16 protein-coding genes and 2 tRNA genes are annotated in these 23352 nt (G+C 63.4%); 5 read left to right on the top strand and 13 right to left on the bottom strand.

Annotated elements, in window-relative coordinates:
* Positions 1–9: 9 nt before the first annotated feature.
* From FRZ40_RS02170 to FRZ40_RS02160, 3 genes are read right to left on the bottom strand one after another with little or no spacing between them, the layout of a single operon-like run.
* Positions 10–1428 carry a hypothetical protein gene (locus tag FRZ40_RS02170; protein WP_147233147.1) on the bottom strand — a complete coding sequence of 473 codons (1419 nt, stop codon included), beginning with the start codon at positions 1426–1428 and terminating at the stop codon, positions 10–12.
* Between the two features lie 59 nt (positions 1429–1487).
* Positions 1488–2708 (bottom strand): glycosyltransferase family 4 protein, encoded by a 1221-nt coding sequence (locus tag FRZ40_RS02165; RefSeq protein WP_147233146.1) that lies wholly within the window; start codon positions 2706–2708, stop codon positions 1488–1490.
* Positions 2696–3931, bottom strand: coding sequence for a glycosyltransferase family 4 protein (locus FRZ40_RS02160; RefSeq protein WP_240057059.1), 1236 nt, complete (start codon positions 3929–3931; stop codon positions 2696–2698). The genes FRZ40_RS02165 and FRZ40_RS02160 overlap by 13 nt, the downstream gene beginning before the upstream one ends.
* Before the next feature lie 35 nt (positions 3932–3966).
* Between FRZ40_RS02160 and FRZ40_RS02155 the strand changes: the two genes are divergently transcribed.
* A complete protein-coding gene (locus FRZ40_RS02155) occupies positions 3967–5694 on the top strand; it encodes a glycoside hydrolase 5 family protein (protein ID WP_240057055.1) in 1728 nt (575 codons plus the stop codon).
* 70 nt (positions 5695–5764) lie between these two features.
* Here FRZ40_RS02155 and FRZ40_RS02150 read toward each other — a convergent pair whose 3' ends face one another.
* Positions 5765–6757, bottom strand: coding sequence for a cupin-like domain-containing protein (locus FRZ40_RS02150; RefSeq protein WP_028365217.1), 993 nt, complete (start codon positions 6755–6757; stop codon positions 5765–5767).
* Between the two features lie 98 nt (positions 6758–6855).
* Entirely contained in the window at positions 6856–7707 is an 852-nt protein-coding gene (locus FRZ40_RS02145; RefSeq protein WP_028365218.1) for a methyltransferase, TIGR04325 family, read from the bottom strand.
* Positions 7708–8026: 319 nt separating this feature from the next.
* Between FRZ40_RS02145 and FRZ40_RS02140 the strand changes: the two genes are divergently transcribed.
* Positions 8027–9061: an acyltransferase family protein gene (locus FRZ40_RS02140; protein ID WP_167528637.1), complete on the top strand. Its 1035-nt coding sequence runs from the start codon at positions 8027–8029 to the stop codon at positions 9059–9061.
* A 402-nt stretch (positions 9062–9463) separates the two neighbouring features.
* On the opposite strand, the gene FRZ40_RS02135 is transcribed toward FRZ40_RS02140, so the two are convergent.
* The 7 genes from FRZ40_RS02135 to rnr form a co-directional block, all read right to left on the bottom strand.
* Positions 9464–11707, bottom strand: coding sequence for a GNVR domain-containing protein (locus FRZ40_RS02135; protein ID WP_147233145.1), 2244 nt, complete (start codon positions 11705–11707; stop codon positions 9464–9466).
* A gap of 57 nt (positions 11708–11764) precedes the next feature.
* The gene (locus FRZ40_RS02130) at positions 11765–12967 is read right to left on the bottom strand and encodes a polysaccharide biosynthesis/export family protein (RefSeq protein ID WP_193566963.1); all 1203 of its coding nucleotides are present in this window, start codon (positions 12965–12967) and stop codon (positions 11765–11767) included.
* Positions 12968–13187: 220 nt separating this feature from the next.
* The gene (locus tag FRZ40_RS02125; protein WP_035541358.1) at positions 13188–14255 is read right to left on the bottom strand and encodes a sugar transferase; all 1068 of its coding nucleotides are present in this window, start codon (positions 14253–14255) and stop codon (positions 13188–13190) included.
* 612 nt (positions 14256–14867) lie between these two features.
* Positions 14868–15563, bottom strand: a complete 696-nt coding sequence (gene rpiA / locus FRZ40_RS02120) for a ribose-5-phosphate isomerase RpiA (RefSeq protein WP_028365222.1) — start codon at positions 15561–15563, stop codon at positions 14868–14870.
* An 84-nt stretch (positions 15564–15647) separates the two neighbouring features.
* Positions 15648–16523, bottom strand: a complete 876-nt coding sequence (locus FRZ40_RS02115; protein WP_147233144.1) for an N-acetylmuramoyl-L-alanine amidase — start codon at positions 16521–16523, stop codon at positions 15648–15650.
* Positions 16524–17251: 728 nt separating this feature from the next.
* Positions 17252–17995: a 23S rRNA (guanosine(2251)-2'-O)-methyltransferase RlmB gene (gene rlmB, locus FRZ40_RS02110; RefSeq protein ID WP_028365224.1), complete on the bottom strand. Its 744-nt coding sequence runs from the start codon at positions 17993–17995 to the stop codon at positions 17252–17254.
* A 129-nt stretch (positions 17996–18124) separates the two neighbouring features.
* Positions 18125–20584 carry a ribonuclease R gene (rnr, locus tag FRZ40_RS02105; protein WP_028365225.1) on the bottom strand — a complete coding sequence of 820 codons (2460 nt, stop codon included), beginning with the start codon at positions 20582–20584 and terminating at the stop codon, positions 18125–18127.
* Positions 20585–20839: 255 nt separating this feature from the next.
* On the opposite strand from rnr, the gene FRZ40_RS02100 reads away from it, so the two are divergent.
* A tRNA-Leu gene (locus FRZ40_RS02100) sits at positions 20840–20926 on the top strand.
* Positions 20927–21104: 178 nt separating this feature from the next.
* Positions 21105–21191, top strand: a tRNA-Leu gene (locus FRZ40_RS02095).
* Between the two features lie 68 nt (positions 21192–21259).
* Here FRZ40_RS02095 and FRZ40_RS02090 read toward each other — a convergent pair.
* Positions 21260–21766 carry a GNAT family N-acetyltransferase gene (locus tag FRZ40_RS02090; RefSeq protein ID WP_147233143.1) on the bottom strand — a complete coding sequence of 169 codons (507 nt, stop codon included), beginning with the start codon at positions 21764–21766 and terminating at the stop codon, positions 21260–21262.
* A 319-nt stretch (positions 21767–22085) separates the two neighbouring features.
* Here FRZ40_RS02090 and FRZ40_RS02085 point away from each other — a divergent pair, with 319 nt between their 5' ends.
* On the top strand, positions 22086–23315 hold the full coding sequence (locus FRZ40_RS02085; protein WP_147233142.1) for an MFS transporter: 1230 nt from the start codon (positions 22086–22088) through the stop codon (positions 23313–23315).
* Positions 23316–23352 lie beyond the last annotated feature (37 nt).

Here is a 23352-nt window from a genome sequence, read left to right as displayed (position 1 = left end):
CACAGGTTGCTAGCGCGGGCCCGGGATTCGTTCCTGCACGTGCTGCGTCACCCACCCCGGACGCCTCGGCACGCGTCTGGGCGCACGTTGCGAAAGCGCACCCGCCGCCGCCGCGAACAGGTAGAAGGTCGAACCCAGTTCGAACACGCCGGCCGCAAGCGATGCGACGATCAGCGTCGCGATCATGCCGTGCCGCGCCGCATGGCAAACGGCGCGCTCCGTCGGCGGATAGTGCGTCGACACGGGTGACAGCAGCGTCCTGGCGAGGAACATCCCGTAGCAGATCACGCCCACCGCGCCGAGATTCGCCAGCACGACGACGACGAAGCTCGATGCGCGAATGCTGCCCAGGCCCACGCCGATCCCGTAGGTATCGAGGAAATTGGTCACGCCTTGCGTGTTCCAGCTCATCCGTTCGATGCCGGAGGAACTGTCCGCCTTGCTCATGACGGTGGTGTCGACAAAGTCCGTCAGCGCTTTCGCCACGCCCGGCATGAACAGGAGTACGTAAAGCGTGCCGAGCACGCCCGCGCAAGCGGCGATGATCCACATGCGCTGCTGGCGCTCGAGTGCGCCGGGCGAAACACGGCCCGGCCGGCTGAACACCTGCACGCCCATATACGCGGCCAGCCCGACATAGGCGGTGCCCGACGTGGACATCAGCAGCAGTGTGCCCGTCGCGATCGCGAGCAACCCCGCCATTTTCGGGCGATAACCGAGCAGCCAGAGGTTGAGGCAAAAGACAAACAGCGGCAGCGTAAAACTCGAAAAGGCAGACGTCTCGGCAAAGGTGCCCGTGATGCGCACCAGCCCGCCGAGTTCTTCGCCGCTCAGATCCGCGTAGGAAGCCGTCTTGATAACCGACATCACATCGAGGCCGGCGGCATGCGTGACGAAATCGATCACGCCTGCCGATACATCCAGGCACGTGAGCAGAAAAATGCCGCTCGCGAGCGCCCGGTACGCACCGCGATACTTCAGAAACGCGACCATGCAGGCATACACGGCGAGGTCGCCGACGCAATAGATCGCCTGCGACAGATTGCCGGAGACGGGCCCGAGCGGCTGCAGCATCGCCACACCCGTGATGCCGCGGTCGACCGGAAACACGAGCGTCGATCCCTGCAGAAGACGCGGCAATATCACAGCGCCCGCGACGCCCCATAGCGTGGTGCAAAGCAGCCAGAACCCCGCCTTGTCCATCGCGAACGCATCGGTGATCCCCCTTCCGCCCGACAGATTGAAGGCTCTCAGCGCAAAGAAAATGAGGAAAAGCTGCGCGGGCATGATGCCGATGCTGCCGAGTCCGAGCGCCAGCGTGCAGGCGAACAGCGAGAACACCGCCATCGCGTATATCGCGCCGCGAAACGACGTATAGAGCACCAGTAGCCCGATCAGGATGACGACGATTCCGTATATTGACGGCACTGCTTCCTCTCCCGTCCGTTCAGTGCGCGCATGCACGAGCGGACCTGTTGTTGCACCGTTCAGGCAGAGCGCCAGCGGCGAAGCTCCGGCAGCGCGGAATCTGTCGGAACGCGGCCCGCTTCGACGGCGCTCTCCACGACCGCCATGAACTCGCGGCGGAAACGCTCCTTCGTAAAGCGCATCGCATTGCGACGGCACACCTCTGCGCTGAACGGCGGCAACTGCTCGAAGCGCTCCACGGCGTCGACGATGGAAGCCACGCTCTGCTCGTCGAAAAAGAGTCCCGTCGCCCGCTCGGGGTCCGGCGACTCGACGACGATTTCCCGCACGCCGCCACGGCCCAGCGCAATGACGGGCGTCCCGCACGCCTGCGCCTCGACGACGGAAATGCCGAAGTCCTCTTCGGCCGCGAAGACGAATGCGCGCGCGCGCTGCATCCACTCGACCAGCACCGCGTCGGGCTGATAGCCGAGCAGCGTCACATTGGGTGTCGCACATGCCTTCGCGCGCGCGAAGTCGGTACCGTCGCCGATCACCACGAGGCGCCGCGACGGCATCGCCGCGAAAGCCTCGACGATCAGGGGAATGCGCTTGTACGGCACCATGCGCGAGGCGATCAGATAAACGTCCTCGCGCTGCGTGCTGAGCTCGAACCGCTCGACATCGACGGGCGGATAGACCACCGTGGACTCGCTTCCGTAGGCCTTTCTGATGCGTCGTCCAACGAACGCTGAGTTGGCGACGAAGGCATCCACGCCTTGTGCGGTCCGGTGGTCCCAGATGCGTATGTAATGCAGCAGCAGGCGCACGATCCAGCTTTTGACGCCGCGCCGCATCCCTGCTTCGGCGAGATATTGATGCTGCAGATCCCACGCGTAGCGAATGGGCGAATGCACATAGCTCACGTGCACCTGATGCGGCCCGGTCAATACGCCTTTGGCTACCGCATGGTTCGACGAAATCACGAGATCGTAGCCGGACAGATCGAATTGCTCGATCGCCAGCGGCATCAGGGGAAGATAGTGACGAAACGATTTGCGCGCGCGCGGCAGATGCTGGATGAACGACGTATGAGCGCGTTTGCCGCCCAGTACTTCGCGCTGCGCTTCCGGGAAAAAGTCGACGACGCTGTAGAGATCGGCGTGTGGAAAGAGTTGCAGAATCTGCTCGACCACTTTCTCCGAGCCCGCATACGCGGCGAGCCAGTCATGCACGAGCGCGACGCGGCCAAAACGCCGGGTGTCGTTGGCGGCCGTTGGGGCAAGTGTCACATTAGCCACGGCGAGATCTCCTCGATCAACCGGGCGGCCGTCGCGCGCCAGGTGAGTTCTTCTGTCCTCGCGCGGCCACGCTCGCGCAGGCTCGCACGCAATGCCGCGTCCGCGGTGATCCGTTCGAGCAGGCGGGCGAGTTCGGCGGGGTCGTCGGGCGATGTGTAGAGCGCGGCGTCGCCGCAGGCTTCCTGGACAGACGGCAGCCTCGACGCGATGACGGGACAGCCCATCGCCAGTGCTTCGACAGGCGGCAGTCCGAAACCCTCGTAGCGCGACGGATAGACGAAGCACGCGGCACGCGCGTAAAGCGCGGCCAGTTCGCCATCCGTCACGTAGCCCAGGTGCTTCACGAAGGCCGGCAACGCGTCCTTGTCCGCTCCGTACACCCGCGCATCGCCGCCGCCGACCACGACGATGTCGAATTGCGCATCGCCGATGAGCTTCGCGGCGTCGGCCACGAGCCGGAAGTTCTTGTGCCGGTTGAGACTGCCGACGGCGAGCACGAATGGCCGCCCGTTCAGCTTCTGCACCACGGCGCCCTCATCGACGGGCACACGCAACATATGCTCGCCGCTCTCCGGCACGACGCCGATCTTGCCGGCCGGAATCCGGTACGCGTCGGATAGCTCGCGCCGCGAGAATTCCGACACGGTGATCACACGCCGCGATACGCGGCCAAGACGCGGCGCCATCAGCCGATACCAGGCGACGAACGAGCGGCTATAGCTGTCAGGCACGCGCGCAGGCGCTGCGTCGTGCAGCACCGTCACCTGACGGGAATACAGCAGCGGCCCCGAATTGCACAGATTGAGAAGTAGCCGGCCGCGCGCGGCATGCGGCAGCGCGAGCTGCTCCCAGCGCAGACCGCCGCCCTTCCCCCTCGCCTGCAATCCGACGTGCCGGAAGGGATTGGGCATACCCGTCAGCGCTTCGGGTACGACAATCTCGGCCCGCAATCCCGCAACGAGGGGATCGCGCAATTCGATCAGCTGATCGAGCGCACGGATAGTCTCGAACGCGAAGCGATCGACCCCCGTTGCGCGGCGGCCGAGAAAGCGGCCGTTGATCAGCAGGTTTGGGGTAGGCACGTGTGTCATCGACAGGGTCCGGGCATCGCTCATGTCGAGCGTCGCCAGGACGACGGATTCGACACGCCACGCCATGTAGTTCATATGACGCGAGCGTAGCCGCTCCGCGCCGCCGCGAATGTTCGCCGGCGCGCATGGCATGTGGATTCGCGCGCCGCCCGCAGCGTGGATCACGGATGAACGGCGCGCCAGGTGCGCCCGCATACATATCGCGACGTCTCGTCCGATCGTCTCGTCCGATCGTCTCGTCCGATCGTCTCGTCCGATGGGCGGCTTTATCAAGATTGCGCGGCGTCCACCCGACGTTCCTCGATGGACAAGCCGGATTGCGTTGCAAGCGAAAAACGGCTGCCGAGAATCCGTATCCGTTCGCCGTCGCACACACCGGGGCCGCGACGACGCAGCAGAATGTGCGCTGCACGCGCCTCCCGAAGAGGCCGACCCATTCCGCTGCCGGCAAGGACACGCAACGCCCGGAACCGGCAACGTTCGCACGCGAGGAATTCGCCGTGAAGCATCCCGTCGCAACCGTCTCTGGCCTCGCGGCCTCCCCGTTCGTCTCCCGTGCTTCGCGCCGCCCGTCGCGGGCAGCCTCGCACCCGTGGCCCGGCGCGCGCGCCGTCGCGGGTATCGCGGCGTGCGTCTGCGTGCTCGCCTGCGCATCGGCGGCGCGCGCAGCCGACAATCCCGTGCGGATGATGCCCGTCGATGCCTTCCTCGACACGCTCGGCGTCGTCACCCACGTCAACTACACAGACGGCGCGTACGCGAACGTGCACAACGTCGCCGACGACATGACATGGCTCGGCATCCGTCACGCCCGCGACTACACGCCCGGCCCGAGCGCGCCATTCGCCAGCTATGCGTACCTCGCGCAACGCGGTGTCAGGTTCAACTTCCTGGTGCGTTCGAACATCGCTGAGTCGATCGAACTCGCCGCGCGGTTGAATGCGGAAGTGCCCGGCAGCATCGCGGCCATCGAAGGCTTCAACGAGATCGACAACTTTCCCATCCCCTATCGCGGCCTCACGGGACAGGCTGCCGCGCTCGCCGCGCAGCGCGAGATCTACACACGTGTGCGCAGCGCGCCGGAGCTCAAGGGCGTGCCCGTCTACGACCTGACGGGCTTCGACACGAGAACGGTCGAGTCGCGCGCCGATTCCGCCGATTACGCGAATCAGCATGCGTATCCGCAAAACGGCAATCAGCCGACGTACAACTCACCCGGCGGCAGCTGGATTCCCGCCGCCATCTATAGCGTCAAGAAATTCAACCTGCCGATCGTCATCACCGAATTCGGGTACTTCTCGATGCCGCAATCGGGCTGGTACATGATCGGCGTCGACGAGCCGACACAGGCCAAAGCCGTGTTGAACGGCTATATGGATTCCGCGGCGGCGGGCGTCAAGCGGATCTATGTCTACGAACTGCTCGACGAAAAGGCCGATCCGCAAAACAGGAGCGGCGAAATGCACTTCGGCCTGTTTCGCTTCGACAACAGTCCCAAGCCGGTGGCCCACGCGATTCGCAATCTCACCACGATCCTGAAAGCCAGCACGCCCCGCCGGACAAAAGACGCCGCGCGCGGCACGCTGCCCTATACGCTCGCCGACATGCCCGTGTCCGCAAACAGCCTGCTGCTGCAAAAGAAGGATGGGCGCTTCGTGCTTGCGCTATGGAACGAGACGCAGATATGGGATCGCGCGAACGGCAAGCCCGTCACCCAGCCGCCCGCTCGCATCAACATCGATTTCGGTGCATCGGTGCGCCGTGTCGACGTGTACGATCCGCTCGTTTCGGCCGAACCGCAGGCGAGCCATCGCGATGTGCGTCAACTGCCTCTGGAAGTACCCGATCACGTCATACTGCTGGAGGTCACGCCGGCCGATATGCCGGGAACCTGAGCGGCGGCGGCGCGCGCGAGCGCCGAGAAGCGGCGCGCCTGTTTTCGGCGCGCCCGCGCAGTCCGTGCAGTCAGCGGCCGACCAGCCGCCGAACCGCATTCAACGGCGATTTGAGCCGGGTCATCGGCGCGAAGACGATGTCGTAGTAGCTCTTCGGATCGCGGTGCTCGAAGGTCGAGATGACCGTTCTCTTCAGGCTGTCGCGCCACGCGGACAGTCCGGGCGGCGACGGCTTGAGTCCCATCGTGCGCAGAATGTAGTTCGCCTGATAGACCCGCGCGCGTTCCTCGAGCGGCTTCATGCAGTAACCGACGCTCACGCTCACCGAGATATTGTCGTCGTTCTGCACCCAGTGCGGCGCCAATGGCGGATGATGCACCACCTGTCCCGGTGTCAGCCGGTAGACGGTACCGCGATTCTGCATGTCCTCGCGATAGCGCGCGGCTTCCGCATTGCCGTTATAGAAGCGTTCGACCTCCTGGTCCGGCACCAGCTCGCGATCGCTCGCCGGGAACAGGCACACGTCCTTGGAGCCCTGCACCTGGAAGAGGAAATTGGTTTCGTGATCGATATGAAACGGCGTCGCGATCTTCGGCGACGCGAGGAACAGCGTCATCGTTGCCCACGTGATGTCCTTGCGCAGCGGCAGGCCGGACAGGTCTTCGAGTTCGGACGTGATGCTGTCCAGCACTTCGGCGTACTCGCGGTCGTAGTCCTGCGCGCGGCTCAGCTTGATCCACGTGCCCATTTCACCCAGACGGGCAACCGTCTCGGCGAGCCGCTCGCCCGGCGGCATCGCGGTGAACTTTGCATCAATCGACGCGCGCTTGAAGTTGAGCGCACTGAAATCGCGATTCGAATTGCTGTCGATGATCCGTCTCGCGAGTTCGACGATGCGAGGAATGTCGAACAGGCCGGTCCTATGCAACGTATGTTCGAACTGGAACGAATGCAGATTGAAACTGCTTCTGAAGTCGCTTCTGGACACCCGAAGCATCTTGTCGTCGAAGGGCGGTTCGTGTGCTGAATCACTCAATACGGCCGCATCGCTCGGCACAGACATGGGACACCTTCACAGGTTAGAGAAACACAGCGCGAATGCGCGTTGATGAAGCGGCCGGCTATCGCATCCGACGCCTGCCGCTTTTCCCCGGCGCGTCGCTACGCGGTTGCCGCCACGGGATGACGTTCGAAATGGACGCCTTCGAGAAACGGCACGGTACGTTCGGGATGAAACGGTATGTCGATGCTCAGTTCAGGAACGATCCAGCGGTCGCGCAAACGGTAGCCGTGCGCCTCGAAATAGTCCATGAACTTGCGCCGGCTGAAGAGCCGGTAAGGCATCGCGCTCGTCACGTGATTCTGGATCGTCCACGCTTCGCCATCGTCCATCAGCGGCACCTTGTTGATGAGGATGTGCGACGGAAGCGTCTGCACGCTTTCGAGAATGCCAGGCCCTTTTTCGCCGAGGGGATCAGGCAAATACTGCATGACGCCCAGCATCAGCATGATGTTGGATGCGGGCGCCTCCACGAGATCCGTGCCGAAGCTGATCATCGGCGATTTCAGCTGCTGATGGCGCGCGATGCCGCGCTTCACCATCTCGGGAACATCGACGACGTGCCAGCGCATCGGCGCGGACAGAAGGCCGTAGCGCATGCAGATTTCGTAGAAGACCCCGCCCGCGCCACCGATGTCGAGAATCGCGTGGCCCGACTTCAGCAGCCTGGTAAGCCAGAGCAGCACCGCGAACTGCGAGGTCTGAAAGACTTGCGGCGGTTCTTCCGGCTTCTCGTTGACGAGCACCTTCGCGATGCCTTCGTCATTCCAGCCGACCTTGTTGAAACCGGTCGCGGCGCGCTCGGCATCTTCGAAGCTGCCGTAGAGGCCGAGGAAATGATTCATCTGCGCGTACCAGACGGTTCTTGCGTAAAGCCGCGACACGCCAGGAACCTTCCCCAGCCAGGCGCCCATCGCGCTATGCATCAGAATGGCTTTCAGCACTTTCTTCATGAGGGTTCCAGGTGCGCAACGACGATTTCACGAAAGGCATGCGTGCATCTGCATGGCACGCGGCGGATCATGCGCTGAGGCTACTACCCCGTCCGGCGACCCAACGTGCGTTGACGAACATCCCCGTCGATTCAGGTTATCGCGACAAGGCGGCAGAAATGTCCGGGTGCGGAAAGATGGGAGGTGCAGGCGCGTGAAAGCGTGCAAACAGTTGCTGCAGTGCGTGCGGTCACGCACAAAACTGCGCACTCGAGTAAGCCTTTGTAATGTCAGAATAGCCGCGGAAATGCAGAGCTTATGCGCGGACCGCGCTCCCGACATGAACAAGCTACAGTCCCTTACCGTGTTGCGCGGCGTGGCCGCCGTCAGCGTCATCTTCTATCACATCATGGCGCCGACGGGGCACACCCTCGGCGAGTTCGGTGTCGATATCTTTTTCGTGCTGAGCGGATTCGTGATCGCGCTCGTGCTGGACACGCCCCAGCTCAGCGCGCGGCGCTTCGTGCTGGATCGCATTGCGCGAATCGTGCCGCTGTACTGGCTGCTGACGTTGGTCGTACTCGCGGGCACGCTCGTCGCGCCCACCCTCTTCAGTTCGACGGGGGCCGATCTCGGCAACCTGCTGAAGTCGCTGTTCTTCATTCCCTACCGCAAGGAAAGCGGCCTGATCTTCCCGATGCTGTTCGTCGGCTGGACCTTGAACTACGAAATGATGTTCTACGCGGTCGCGGCCGTCTCGCTGATGATGATGCGCCCGTACCGGCTGCTGTTCGCGTCCGCGTCGATCCTCGTGATCGTCTGCTCCGCGTACGCGTCGGGTTCGCGCGACGCCATCGCCGAGTTCTATTCCTATCAGCGCATATTCGAATTCCCGCTCGGCTTTGTCGTGTACGGGCTGTGGAAACGCGGCTTGCGTCTCCCGCCCGTGCTTGCCGGGTGCATCGCAGTGGCCGCCTATGTATCGATGGCGTACATCAACTGGAACGGGCTGTCGCGCGCGCATCTGGTCTATTTCGGCATTCCCGCTTTCCTGCTGATCACCAGCAGCCTGAGTCTCGAACCGGTGATCGGCTCGGGCCCGTTGGCGAAAGGCGCGCTATTGATCGGCGATGCCAGCTATGCGATCTATCTGAGCCATCCGTACTGCGTCGAAGCCGCGCGCAAACTGCTGGCCAGCGCACCCGACGGCTTCCACGCGACGGCGCCTGCCGGCGTGACGCTCATCATCGTCATGGCGACAGCCGTGGGCGTCGCGCTCTACTGGTACGTCGACAGACGGCTGCACAGAAGTGCGCGTCGACTGTTGCAACCTGCGCCCGCCGTGCGATTGCGCGAATCCGGCGGGCAGGCTTAAGCCGCGAACCCATTGCCGCAGACGGCGCTTTCCAGCAGAACGTGTGCGGCAATCATCCCTCGCATTGAGCGCATTTCGGGAGCGTGGCGGTCGTCAGCGAAGATCGGATGTGGCCTGCCGCTGCTTTCGCGACGCACCGTGCATCGAAGTCTGGAACATGTAAAGCCGCCCCGCCGCGGCGCGATCTGACCGCGTCAGCGAGACATTCATGTTGGGGAGTGGAGAAACAGCAGACTTCCTGTTTCCGATCGGCGTGGCGCGATGCCGAAACACAAAGACGAGGCCATCCTTCGGCGCCTCACGGTGCGCCGAAGGATGGCCTGGCGCGAATCTCACGGGGGGCCTTCGCAACGCACGCAGGCATCGCAGGCGCCGTCACCGGCCGCGATGCCCGTCACGCGCTCAACTCGCGTTGCCTGCGTTGCCTGCGTCACCGCCCGGGTTGCTGTAGCTCGCGTAACCGTAAGCTGCATACTCGCTGCCGTATTTACCGGGCCGCGAGGTCATGTCGTTGAAGACCACGCCGCGGATGGGCACGCCGATCTGCCCGAAGCGGCGAACCGATTCGCGCAGATCCGACACGCTCGTCACGCCCTGGCGCGCGACCAGGAACACCATGCCCGCCAGATGCGCGACGATGCCCGAGTCGGCGACGGGCAGAATGGGCGGTGCGTCCATCAGCACGACGTCGTATTCGCTGTCTGCCCACTCGACGAAGCGCCTGAAACGGCTGTGCCGGAGCAGCTCGCTCGCATTGGCCACGTAACCGCCGTTCGCGACGAAATCGACACCCGGCATGATCTGCCGATGCACCACGCTCTCGTAAGGCGCGCCTTGCATGATGTCGGTGATGCCCGGCGTCGAACGCACGCCGACGTATGCGTTCAACGTGCCACGCCGCAAGTCGGTGTCGATGAGCAGCACGCGCTGGCCCGACGAGCCGAGCAGCGCCGCCAGATTCACCGACACGAACGACTTGCCCACCATCGGCGTCGGTCCGGCGAGCAGAACGACACGATTGGGCGCGTCGCGCAATGCGAACTCGAGCGCGCCGCGGAAGCTGCGCAAGCTCTCGACAGCGGCGTCGAACGATGCCGTTCGCGCCAGCACGCTGCACGTGCCCGGCACACCTTCGGGCAGACGGCGCGCAAGCGTCTGCTGCACGCGGCTGCGCGGCACCGAGGCGTAGACATGCAGACCCGCGCCCGCCTCGATTTCGTCGACCATCGCGATACCGCTATTCATCCTGCGTCTGAAGAGCACGATCGCCGCGCCGACGAACACCCCCGTAAGCGACCCCGCCACCACGATCAGCGTGCGTTTGGGCCGGATCGGGCCTTCGGGCACCGCGGCGCTGTCGATCAGGCGCGCGTTCGAGACCTTGCCCGCCTTGAGCAGTCGCATCTGCTCCTTCGTGTTCAACAGGTTCGTGTAGATGTTCGTGTCGACCTGGACTTCGCGTTGCAGACGCAGCACGCTCTGTTCGAGAGGCGGCAGCCGCCGGGTCTGCACGCCGAGTTCGGCCATCGCCTTCTCGGCCTCCGACAGTTGCCCGTTGATGGCGATCAGCGCAGGGTTGTCGGGCATATAGCGCGCGTCGAGCTGCGCACGCTGCTGGCGCAAGTCGGCGATGCGGGCTTGCGCAGCCGCCGTGCTTTGCAACAGGGCCGCGGCTTCGGCGCCGAGATCGACAGCGCCATGCTCGGAGCGGAACTGGTTGTATTCCTCTTCGGCCCTTTCGAGCGTCGCCTTCAGCTCCGGCAACTGCTGGTTCAGGAACGCGATCGATTTTTCGGCTTCTTCCTGCGTGCGCTGCACTTTCTGGCGCATGTACTCGGTGCCGATCGCATTCAGGATGACGCTCGTCTTCACCGGGTCGCCGCCTTCCAGCGCCGCGCCGATCACGGACGACTCCTTGCCCTTCTCGGAGATCATCAGCCGGCTTTGCAGATCGAGTGTCGCCGCAAGCTCGGATGAGCGCGACAATTCGAACGTCGCGCCCGAATGTCCATCGATCGCGTTCACCAGCAGGTCGATCGCGCCGCCCGGAACCTCGACATGCAGCGTCTCGCCGACCTTGCCCTGCAGATCCATCCCGTTGTGAACAAGGACGTAGTCGCCGTTGCCCTTGTACGTGAGGATGAATCTCGCGCCGTGCAGGCGATCCGGCACATCGAACCGGCTCACGCTGATCGCCTCGTCGCCCCACGCGTAGCCGCCGCGGCCCGACCAGCCCGAGACATTCAGGTGCGTCGCGATCCAGCGGCCCACCACCGGGAAATAGCGCGGCGTGGCGCTGATATAGAGCTGCGTGGCCTCGACGGCGCGCGAGACGACCATCCGCGAGCGCAGCACTTCGATCTCCGCCGATGCCGCCGTCTTGACGGCGAACATGGCCGACAGATCGGCGAGCGCGTTTTTGGTCGCGCCGTCGCTGTCTTCCACGTGGATCAGCATGTCCGCCTGATACACGGGACGCGCGAGCATCGCGTAGACGATGCCCACGAGCGTAAAGAGCATCGTGACAATGACGATGGTCTTACGGCCTTCATACAGGGTGTCGAGAAGCTTGCCGACATACCCGCCGTCCGGCGGCGCGATGCCGTCGTCGAGCGACCCCTCTAGCAGATATTCACGCTGTTTCAATCTGTCTCTCCGTCGGCGCCCGCGAATTGGGCGGGCACGTGCATCGATATACGGCTATCAGTAGCCGATCGCCCGGGTTGTCGCCGCCGCCTGCGTCGCAGGCAGAATCAGGCCGATCACGCGGCTCCATTTCACCAGCGCGGACGCGTCGACGAACACGACGTCGTTCGGCTTGAGTTCGAACGAATCGGCCGTGGCCATCGCCGAGGCCGACGTTGCATCGAGGTGATACACCACGCGCTTGCCCGCATCGCGATTACGCACGACATACACCTGCGACGCGTCCCCGGAGACCTGGCTGATGCCTCCCGCGTCGCCCAGCGCCTGGTTCAGCGTCATGCGTCCGTTGTTGAACGGCAATCCGCCGGGGCGCTGCACTTCGCCGATCACAAAAACCTTGCTGTCGTTCTGCGCGTAGACGCGCACCAGATCGCCGTCGCGCATGATGATCCGGTCGGGATTGACGCCTTTGCGGATCATGTCCGGTATGTCGACGATCACCGTCTCGTCGCCGCGCGTGAGCGCGACGCGCGAGCGATCGGACCTGTCGGTGAAGCCGCCCGCCCGGTTGATCGCCTCGGGCAAGGTCATCACCATGTCGTTAAGCACCTGCACGCCGGGCGTCTTCACTTCGCCGTCGAGATAGACGCGCTTGCTGCGATAGGTTTGCACGCGCACGGTCACCTGCGGCTGCCGCACATAGCGCCCGAGCTTGCTCGAGAGCAGATCCCGCACGCCCATCTCCGTCAGCCCCGCCACCTTGACGGGTCCGATGTACGCGTACTGGATGAAGCCGTCGGTGTCGACCGTATAGCCCGCCGCGACGGAGTTCGCACCCGACGAGTCCGAGCCGCCGCCGCCCGCGGCGGGCAGATTCAGTTCCGGGTGATCCCACACCACGATGTTCAGGATGTCGCCGGGACCGACCTGATACTGGCTCGCCTTCGCGAACAGGCTGCGCACGCCGTCGGGGATGCCCGACGGCTGCGCGAGCAGCTGCTTTTCGACGAGGTCGTCCGTGATTTCGACCAGCGAGCCCGCGGGCGCGCGATCGCTGCCCGACGCCTCGTGCGAACCCGTGTCGCGGGCGGCCGCGACCTGCGCGGTCGCGCCTGCGCTGTCCGTATACGAACCCCGATAGGTCATCCCGGGAGAAAAGGCACATCCCGCCAACGCCACGGCCGCTGCCGCGGGCGCGACGTATCGCAACACCGCGGCACCGATCGCGCGTGCCCCGTCCGGCCACGCAATCGTGTCCATCCCTCGCCTCCATGATTCCAGGCGTATCGCGCGCGCCCGCGCGATCCCCATTCGCCAAACGCTATCGATTCCCATCTTTCAACCCCACCTTGACTGTTGGCCGTCCGCTGCGTCCTGCGCGCATTCGACGACGGCCTGTGTCCATCATTTGTCTTTATATTTTTTGCCTTGCTGTGCTCTTGCCCACGCGACACTGCTTCGCTAGCTCGCTGCTGCCTCGTCAATACGCGCCATTACCTTTGATCACCACGAAGAGTGTCTTGAACAGAATGCCGATGTCGCTGCGCAGCGACCAGTTCTGCACGTACTTCACGTCGAGCTGCACGCGCGTCGCGTAATCGGTCTCGCAGCGCCCGCTCACCTGCCACAGCCCCGTGATGCCGGGTGTCGCCATCAGGTAGTACTTGCTGTTGACGCCGTAGCGCTCCAGTTCCTGCGCGATGATCGGCCGCGGGCCGACGAGGCTCATCTCGCCGCGCACGACGTTCCACAACTGCGGCAGTTCGTCGAGACTCGAGCGGCGCAGGAAGTGGCCGATGCGCGTCACGCGCACGTCATGCCTGAGCTTGAATTCGCGCTCCCATTCGGCGCGCGCCGCGGGGTCGTTCGCGAGCAGATCCTTGAGCACCTGCTCCGAATTGACCACCATCGAACGAAACTTGAGACAGCGAAACTTCTCGCCGTTCCTGCCGACGCGCGTGTGCCCATAGAGCGCCGGGCCGCCGTCGCTTTTCACGACCAGCGCAAGCACGACGAGCAGCGGCGACAGTGCGACGATGAACATCAGGCTCACCACGACGTCGAAGGCGCGCTTGACGATGTGCCGGATCGTGCGCGGTCGCGCGTCGACGTCGGACAGATCGGGCGCCGCGTCCTCGCGCCGCAGCCATGCCGCCACCTGGCGCGACACGCTGTGTTCCGCGAAAAAGAGCGTATGCGAAGCGAGCAGCGAGATGCCCGTGGTGAGCGTCCAGTAGATGAACCACGGCAACGAGATCAGGTGATCGCGATGAATCGCATAGAGCAACGCCAGCCCGCACAGCTGCACCGCAAGCCATGCAAACGTGGTGCGCCCGGCGATGCTCGCGACGGAGCGGCTGCCTCGCGGCGGATACGTGCCGCACGCCGGAAACACCGACAGCGCCAGCGCGGCGACGAAAGCAACCAGCGTCGGATCGAGCGCATGCGGCGGCCCGATCTGCAGCATGTTCAGATTCAGGTGCCGGGCGCCGAAAGCGCCCAGCACGATTAGCGCAATATCGATCGTACGTTGCACCAGCTCGGACATATTCCTACTCCGCCGCGTCTCATGTTCAGTGTCGTTATTTAGCCATCCTGCCGTTTCCATGGCTGTCTCCCGTACCGCGAACTATCTTCCCCGTTGGGACGTCGCGATCCGTCATTCGCGGCAAGCCTGTCATGCGCGGCTCGAGCAGTACCGCCCTGCCAGCATTGCCTTCTTCGCGATATCCGAATCCACGCCGCTAAGGTAAGGGGACAGTGTCGGGAATTCCGTGCGCAATCCCACTAACCATTCACAGTCGCGCGCGAGACCTTGTCGCGCGGTATCGATGCGATGGCAACGACTACGCGCGCTATGTGTGCTTGCGCACGTAACGCGCTTTCTCTCGACGAATGCGTTCTTCCGACGAACGCGTCGATCGCGCGATGCCGGGTGCAAGCATGGGGATGTGTGGCCTACCCAACGGAGAGCGCATGGACGCGCTGTCAGGATGATGGTCTTGAGCGATGGGATGCTTCGCCGTCTGTATCGAGACGGCCATGCGAAAAAAAACGCACCGCCTGCGTGAAGCAGGCGGTGCGTTTTCGATGCTTGCTGCCGGCGCTGTTATCGAGCGCTGTTATGAAGCGCCCGTTTGCAGCGTTGCTTGCAGATCGATCAGGTGCGCGCGTATTCGATCTTTTCGACGCCCTTGTCGGTGCCGAGCAGGCAGACATCGGCGCCGCGTGCGGCGAAGAGCCCGACCGTCACGACGCCCGGCCATGCGTTGACCGCGGCCTCGACGGCGCGCGGGTCGACGATACGCAGGCCCTTCACGTCGATGATCTCGTTGCCGTTGTCGGTGATGAACGGCGAGCCGTCCTTCGCGACGCGCAGGACGGGAACGCCGCCCAGCGCCGTCACGCGGCGGCCGATCGCGGTGCGCGCCATCGGCACGATTTCGATGGGCAGCGGGAACTGGCCGAGCGCGTCGACCCGCTTCGTCGCGTCCGCGATGCAGACGAACGTCTCCGATACCGATGCGACGATCTTCTCGCGCGTCAGCGCGCCGCCGCCGCCCTTGATCATCGCGCCGCTGGCGTCGATCTCGTCGGCGCCGTCGACGTACACCTGGAGCGAGTCGATTTCGTTGAGGTCGAACACCTGAATGCCGTGCGATTGCAGGCGTGCCGTCGTCGCAACCGAGCTGGACACGGCGCCGCGATAGCGCGATTTGTGCGCAGCGAGTGCGTCGATGAAGCAGTTCGCGGTCGAGCCCGTGCCGACGCCGATTACGGCGCCCTCGGGTACATTTGCGATGACGTAGTCGGCGGCGGCGCGGCCGACCAGTTGCTTGAGTTCGTCTTGAGTCATGATGGGAAATGCTGGAGGCAGGCGGAAAACGGCAAGTTTACCGGAGTCGGCACACGGGGTTGGACTTATTGCGCACGAAGCCGCTCATGGCGCGGGCCTCGCGGGCTCTTGCGCGACAGCCGGCGCGTATTTGTCGAGCAGCGCCTGCGCGATCGCATCCGTCTGGGCGTCCGGCGTGCCCGAGTAATCGGCGGGACGGAAATGCATCTGGAACGCGGCGAACACGCGGCGCGTCTTCTCGTCGAGCACGCCGTCCGTCGCGACTTCGTAGCCGTAGCGCGCGAGCTTCTGCTGCAGCTTTTGGACATCGGCGAGCGCGTGCGGATCGCGGCCCGCGAGTTCCTGCGCGACGGCCGCATCGTCGGGCCATGCGCCGACGCCGGCATCGTAGAGCCGCTTCCACGGGAAGAGCGGTCCCGGATCGATCTTGCGTTGCGGCGCGACGTCGCTATGGCCGACGACGCGCGTCGGAGGAATGCTGTAGCGCGCGACGATGTCTTTTGCTACACGGATCATCGCGTCGACCTGTTCGGGCGGATACGGTTGCCAGGTGCGGCCTTGCGGCGTGTCGACCGGACCGAGGTTGACGTTTTCGATGCCGATCGATGCGGCGTTCAGTTCCGTCGTGCCCTGCCAGTAGCTCAGGCCTGCGTGCCAGGCGCGCTCCGATTCGGGCACCAGTTGCCAGATGATCGGCTCGCCGTTTTTTTCGCGGGGATGGTCGGGGATCACATAGTGGGCGCTGACCTGTTGCTGGGTCAGCACGTCCAGTGATTCGTTTTCGTCGATTTCTGTGTAGTGCATTACCAAAAATCTGATGCGGGTGTCCTGGTATTGCGCTACGCGCGATGTGTCCGTGTAGTAGGTGCCTTTGTTTGTCAGCGTTGTCGTCGTTGTGCAGGCTGTTGTTAGTAGCGCTGCTAGCGCTAGCGATGTGGGCAAGAGGGTTTTGATTCGCATCGGCGTAAAGGCTCTGTTGGGTTTCGCTTTTGCTGGCATCCGCGATTTCGTATCGGTGCTTCTTGCGTTGCCCCTGTGCGGGGCGGCACTCACTTTCTTTGCCGCCGCAAAGAAAGTAAGCAAAGAAAGCGGGCTAACACCGCCAATCCTTGTGTTTGCCTGCGGGCCCCCAACGGGTCCCGCACTTCAAACGGCAACACGCTATTTCATGTGCGTTGCCAACGCCTTTAACAGGCACATCACCCACTCCAACTACCCGTAGCGCAGCCGGCCGCGGCGAACCGTCTGCGCCGCCCAGGTGGCAAACGGTGTGTAGGCCGTCGCGACGGAAGTGCACCACTCCGGACTGAAAAGTGGGACCGGTGTCGTAGAAGCGCGAACGCATGCGGTGCGACAACCTACACACCGTTTGCCACCTGGGCGGCCGTGGACTTTCTGGTAACGCGAAACGTGACGCGGGAATGTGAAGTGGGTGATGCGTGAGTTAGCACGCTGGCAACGGGCGCGAAAAATTGCTTTGGCGCACGAAGGTCGGGGACGTTGAGGGTACCTGGGCAAACACAAGCATTGGCGGGGTGAGCGGCTTTCTTTTGCCTACTTTTCTTTGCCGCTGCAAAGAAAAGTAGGTGCCGCCCCGCACAGGGGCAACGCTAATAAACCGATACGAAATCGCGGATGCCAGCGCAGCAAAAACCCCAGAATCGCGACTGCGTCGCAGACAAAAAAAACTACTTCTTAACAGCCCGCTGCCGCACGGCTTCAAACAAACAAACCCCAGAAGCAACGGAAACGTTAAGACTCTCCACTGACCCGGCCATCGGAATCTGCATCACTTCATCACACGTATCGCGTGTCAGCCGCCTCATCCCCTCACCCTCGGCACCCACGACGAGAGCAACCGGCCCATCGAGCTTCGTCTCATACAACGACGCCGTCGCCTCGCCCGCCGTTCCGACGATCCACACACCCGCGTCCTTCAGTTCGCGCAACGCACGCGCCAGATTCGTGACGGTAATGTACGGCACCGTATCGGCCGCGCCGCTCGCGACCTTCGCCGCCGTCGCGTTCAGACCGACCGCCCGGTCCCGCGGCGCAATCACGGCATGCGCGCCCGCCGCATCGGCAACACGCAGACACGCGCCGAGATTGTGCGGATCGGTAACGCCATCGAGCACCAGCAACAACGCCGGCCCCTGAATGCCGTCGAGCAACTCGGCCAGGTTCTGCGCCAGCGGCAAGTCACCCGCACGCGCGACGACACCCTGATGCCGCTCGGTGTGCGCCAGCCCCCACAGACGCGTTTCGTCGGCGGCAATCAGGCGGACGCCCGCCTCTTTCGCCACGGCGAGAAACTCGTTCATCCGGCGATCGCGGCGCGCCTGGTCGTAATAGATCTCTTCGACCGTCGAAGGATCGTGACGCAACCGTGCCGTCACCGCGTGAAAACCGTAGAGAACCTTGAGACGTGACATGACTGAAACAACCTTTGAATGAGCGCGCCGCGCTCGCAGCGCGCCCGATGAGAATGAGCGCCGCGCACTTGCGCGCGCGGCGTTACAACAGAATCAATTACAGGACCAATTGCGGAATCAACTGCTGAATCAATGCTTCTTGCGCGCCGGTTTCGCCGACGGCTTCGACGCCGCTCGCTTCTTCGATGCCGCCGCCTTGCGCGCCGCACGCGCTTCTTTCACAGCCGCCGTCTGTGCAGGCGGTGCCTTCTTGCGCCGGCCGCTTTCGACTTGCGCCGCGCGTTCGATCGAACGCACGCGCGGGCCGCCGCCGAGATCGCTCGCTTTCTCCGCAGTCGTCGCACGATGCGTCTGCGACTTCACGGGCGTGTCGCGCACCAGCCGGAAATCGATCTTGCGCGCATCGAGATCAACGCGGCTCACCTGCACGCGCACGCGGTCCGACAGCCGGTAACGGATGCCCGTGCGCTCACCGCGCAGTTCGTTCTTGATCTCGTCGTACTGGAAGTAGTCGGAGCCGAGTTCCGTCACGTGCACGAGGCCTTCGATGAAGAGCGCGTCGAGCTGCACGAAGATGCCGAACGACGTCACGCCGCTCACCATCCCGCCATACTCTTCGCCGAGCTTGTCGCGCATGAAGTAACACTTGAGCCATGCTTCGACGTCGCGCGAGGCTTCGTCGGCGCGGCGCTCGTTGGCCGAGCAATGCAGGCCTAGCTCTTCCCAGATCGCCGTGTTCGGACGGTTACGGTTGCCGCGCTTCTCGTCTTCGGCCTGCAGCGCGCGTGCGCGCGGCGACAGCGCCGTGTTCAGCTCGACGCCATGCGGCGCCTTCGGCTCGTACTTGCGGCCCTGCAGGATCGCGTAGATCGCGCGGTGCGTGAGCAGATCCGGATAGCGGCGGATCGGGCTCGTGAAGTGCGCATACGCCTCGTACGCGAGACCGAAGTGGCCAATATTGTCCGGGCTGTAGACGGCCTGCTGCATCGAGCGCAGCAGCATCGTCTGCAGCATCTGCGCGTCGGGACGATCGCGGATGTGCGCCATCAGCGCGGCGTAATCGCTTGCGTGCGGCGTGTCGCCGCCGCCGAGCGTCAGGCCCATGCCGCGCAGGAACGTGCGCAGATTTTCCAGGCGCTCCGTCGTCGGTCCCGCGTGCACGCGGTACAGGCCAGGATGCTTGTTGCGCTTCATGAAGTCAGCCGCGCAGACGTTCGCGGCCAGCATGCATTCCTCGATCAGCTTGTGCGCGTCGTTGCGATGACGCGGCACGATCTGCTCGATCTTGCCCTGTGCATTGCAGACGATGTACGTTTCTGTCGTATCAAAGTCGATCGCGCCGCGCTTCTGGCGCGCGGCGAACAGCGACTTGTAGACGCCGTACAGATTCTGCAGCTGCGGCAACAGCGCGGCGCGGCGCGTCGCTTCCGGACCCTTCGTGTTGGTCAGCACGGCCGCGACTTCCGTGTACGTGAGACGCGCGGCCGAGTGCATGACGCCCGGATAGAACTGATACGCCTTGATCTCGCCGCGCGCGGTGATGACCATGTCGCACACCAGCACGCAACGGTCCACTTGCGGATTGAGCGAGCAAAGCCCGTTGGAGAGCTTCTCCGGCAGCATCGGAATCACGCGGCGCGGGAAATACACCGACGTGCTGCGCTCGATCGCATCGACATCGAGCCCGCCGTCGGGCAGCACGTAGTGCGACACGTCGGCGATCGCGACGATCAGGCGGAAGCCGTCGCCACGCCCGACCTTGATCGGCTCGCAATAGACAGCATCGTCGAAGTCGCGCGCGTCCTCGCCGTCGATCGTGACGAGCGGCACGTCGCGCAGATCGACGCGATGCTTGATGTCCACGGGCCGCACTTCGTCGGGCAGCTTCGCGGCGGCGTCGAGCGCGGCCTGGCTGAACTCGTGCGGCACGCCGTATTTGCGCACCGCGATTTCGATTTCCATGCCGGGATCGTCGATATCGCCAAGCACTTCCACCACGCGCCCGAGCGGCTGCGAATGGCGGCTCGGAAAATCCGTCAGCTCGACGACAACGACCTGCCCGACCTTCGCCTTCTTCGTGTTCTGCGTGATCAGGATGTCGTGGCCGATGCGCTTCTCTTCGGGCACGACGATCAGCGCGCCGTTCTCGTTGAGCAGACGCCCGATCACGCGCTTGTTCGCGCGGTCGGTGACCTCGACGATATGGCCTTCGGGCCGGCCGCGCCGGTCATAGCCGACGATGCGCGCGAGCACCCGATCGTTGTGCATGACCTTCTGCATTTCGCCCGTCGGCAGGAACAGGTCGTCCTGGCCGTCGTCGCGGATCAGAAAGCCGTAGCCGTCGCGATGGCCCTGTACGCGGCCCGCGACGAAGTTCGACGGATGAGTGAGCTGGTAATGACCGCGCTGATCGAGTCTGATCTGGCCATCGCGCTCCATCGCGGCGAGGCGCTTGAAAAACCCTTCGCGCTCCTGGCGCTTGATCGACAGTGCTTCGGCGATGTCGTTCGCTGCAAGCGGCGTTTCACTCGTGCGCAGCACGCCGAGGATTTCTTCGCGGCTTGGAATCGGATACGGATATTTGCTCAAGGGCTTGTCGATGATTGTTCTCGTTGCGTGGACGTCGGCGATTGGATGACGCTGCTATATCTACTGCAACTGCGCTTGATACTTCGGGGGATTCTAACACCCGTCCCGCCCGCCACGCGCCGCCTGGCGGGCGCTTGCGCGATGTGCAGGAGCCGCCTTCGCGGCCTCTGCGCGTGTCATGCGAATGTTTTCGCGAAACGCTTGACACGATTCTTCGACCCGCTATAATCTCGGTCTCTGCTTCAAACGCACCTTGCCCAGGTGGCGGAATTGGTAGACGCACTAGGTTCAGGTCCTAGCGGTGGCAACACCGTGGAGGTTCGAGTCCTCTCTTGGGCACCAGGATTCAAATGAAAAGCCGCCTTCGGGCGGTTTTTCATTGTAGTGAGAGCAGTTGCAGTACCGGTTGGTCGTGAGTCATTTGATCCGCGAACAATCAGGCGAAAAGATGAAGCGTTTTTCGAAATACCGATTGACACGCAGAATCTTCTCGCTAAAATAGCGGTCTAGCTTGAGACGTGCCCAGGTGGCGGAATTGGTAGACGCACTAGGTTCAGGTCCTAGCGGTGGCAACACCGTGGAGGTTCGAGTCCTCTCCTGGGCACCACTCTCTTAGCGAAACAGATCACCCCGCAAAGCGATAAGCCTGCGGGGTTTTTTGTTTTTGTCGCCGGTTTATCTCGTTGCGCTGCGCGTTAGCCGAAAGCGCACATAGCCATCAGCGAACCCTTCCCGCTTCATTCCAAGTTTCTCCGCCACGCGTTGCGACGCGGCGTTGCCTTCGGCGATGCCCGCAACGATCGATTCGAGCCCTACCGTATCGAACGCATGCGCCACGACGACGTGCGCCGCCTCACTCGCAATCCCTCGCCCCCACGCATCGCGCACCAACCGCCAGCCGATCTCGATCTCCGGCCCGCGTGCGTCTTCGGGAATCAGCAGCACCCATCCGACGAAGCGCTCCGGCGCATGCCGCTCGAAGATCGACCAGTAACCGAGTCCATCCGGATAGTCACGCGTGATGCGATCGACGACAAAGCGCCGATGCGCGTCCCCATCGCGCCAGGGTCCATCGATATGACGCGTGACCTCAGGATCGCGATCCATCGCGATGCAATCGTCGAGATCGGCGAGCGTGCGCGGCCTCAGATATAACCGCGGCGATTCGAAAGAAGGCGGCAATGTTTATTCCCGATAATTACGAATAACAAACCATATCCAATCAATATCAATACATTAATTACATTCGCCAGACATTATCTCCGCTTTCGCATCCGATTATCCAGGGATTAGCACTGATAAAGCGGGTCCGTTTCATGCAGCCGCTTAATCGTCGGCGTACACTCTTCGCAGCCTTGATTGACGGGGCGCGGCGTGCAGCCCCATCCGCCTTCGAACGGAAACGGCCTGCACGGTTAATCGGGAGACCGCAACAGCCGGTTGCATGAGACGGGGATCGGGCTTGAAAGCCCTGATTCCGGATCACAGGAGAACAATTGAAATGAGCTGGACTCGGGAACAAAGAAACGTCACGATCGCGGCATATTTAGGCTGGACGCTCGACGCATTCGATTTCTTTCTGATGGTCTTCGTTCTGAAAGATATTGCGAGCGAATTCGGCACCGATATCAAATCGGTTTCATTCGCCATTATGCTGACCTTGATGATGCGGCCCCTCGGCGCACTCATCTTCGGCTTCCTCGCCGACAAGTTCGGCCGCCGTCCCACGCTGATGGTCAATATCGCGTGCTTCTCGCTGCTCGAACTGCTGTCGGGGCTTTCGCCGAATCTCACCACGCTGCTGATCCTGCGCGCGCTGTTCGGCATCGCGATGGGCGGCGAATGGGGCGTCGGCGGCGCGCTGACGATGGAAACCGTGCCGCCCAAGGCGCGCGGCTTCGTATCGGGCCTGCTGCAGGCGGGCTACCCGAGCGGCTATCTGCTCGCCGGGCTGGTGTTCGGTCAGCTGTACCCGTACATCGGCTGGCGCGGGATGTTCTTCGTCGGCGTGCTGCCCGCGCTACTCGTGCTGTACATCCGCGCGCACGTGCCCGAATCGCCCGCGTTCAAGACGCTCCAAAAGAAAACGCGCCCCGGTCTGGTCGCGACGCTCAAGCAGAACGCCTTACTGTCCGTCTACGCAATCATCCTGATGACGGCGTTCAATTTCTTCTCGCACGGCTCGCAGGATCTGTATCCGACCTTCCTGCGCATCCAGCACAACTTCGACGCACACACGGTCCAATGGATCACGATCACGCTGAACGTCGGCGCGATCGTCGGCGGGCTCTTTTTCGGCGCGCTGTCGGAGAAGATCGGCCGCAAGCGGGCGATCTGCCTCGCCGCGCTGATCGCGTTGCCCGTGCTGCCGCTGTGGGCGTTCTCGTCGACGCCCGTGCTGCTCGCCGCGGGCGCGTTCCTGATGCAGATCTCGGTGCAAGGCGCGTGGGGCGTGATTCCCGTGCATCTGAACGAGATCTCGCCCGATGAAATCCGCGCGACCTTTCCGGGCCTCGTGTATCAGCTGGGCAATCTGATCGCGTCGGTGAACGGCCCGCTGCAGGCAGGCGTCGCCGAAGCGCACGGCAACGACTATGCAACCGTAATGGCCGTGGTGATCGGCATCGTGGCCGTCGTGATCGCCGTGTTCATTATGTTCAGCCGCGAACGGCGCGGTATCGACATGACGCAATCGGCCGAACAGGTCGCGGCGACGGCAACCGTTCACTGAACCCACGCACTGCACGTGTAAGACGGCGCCACGGCGC

It is taken from the genome of Paraburkholderia azotifigens (assembly GCF_007995085.1).
In the GTDB taxonomy this organism is placed as follows: domain Bacteria; phylum Pseudomonadota; class Gammaproteobacteria; order Burkholderiales; family Burkholderiaceae; genus Paraburkholderia; species Paraburkholderia azotifigens.
This window is presented reverse-complemented; position numbering and strand designations above follow the sequence as displayed.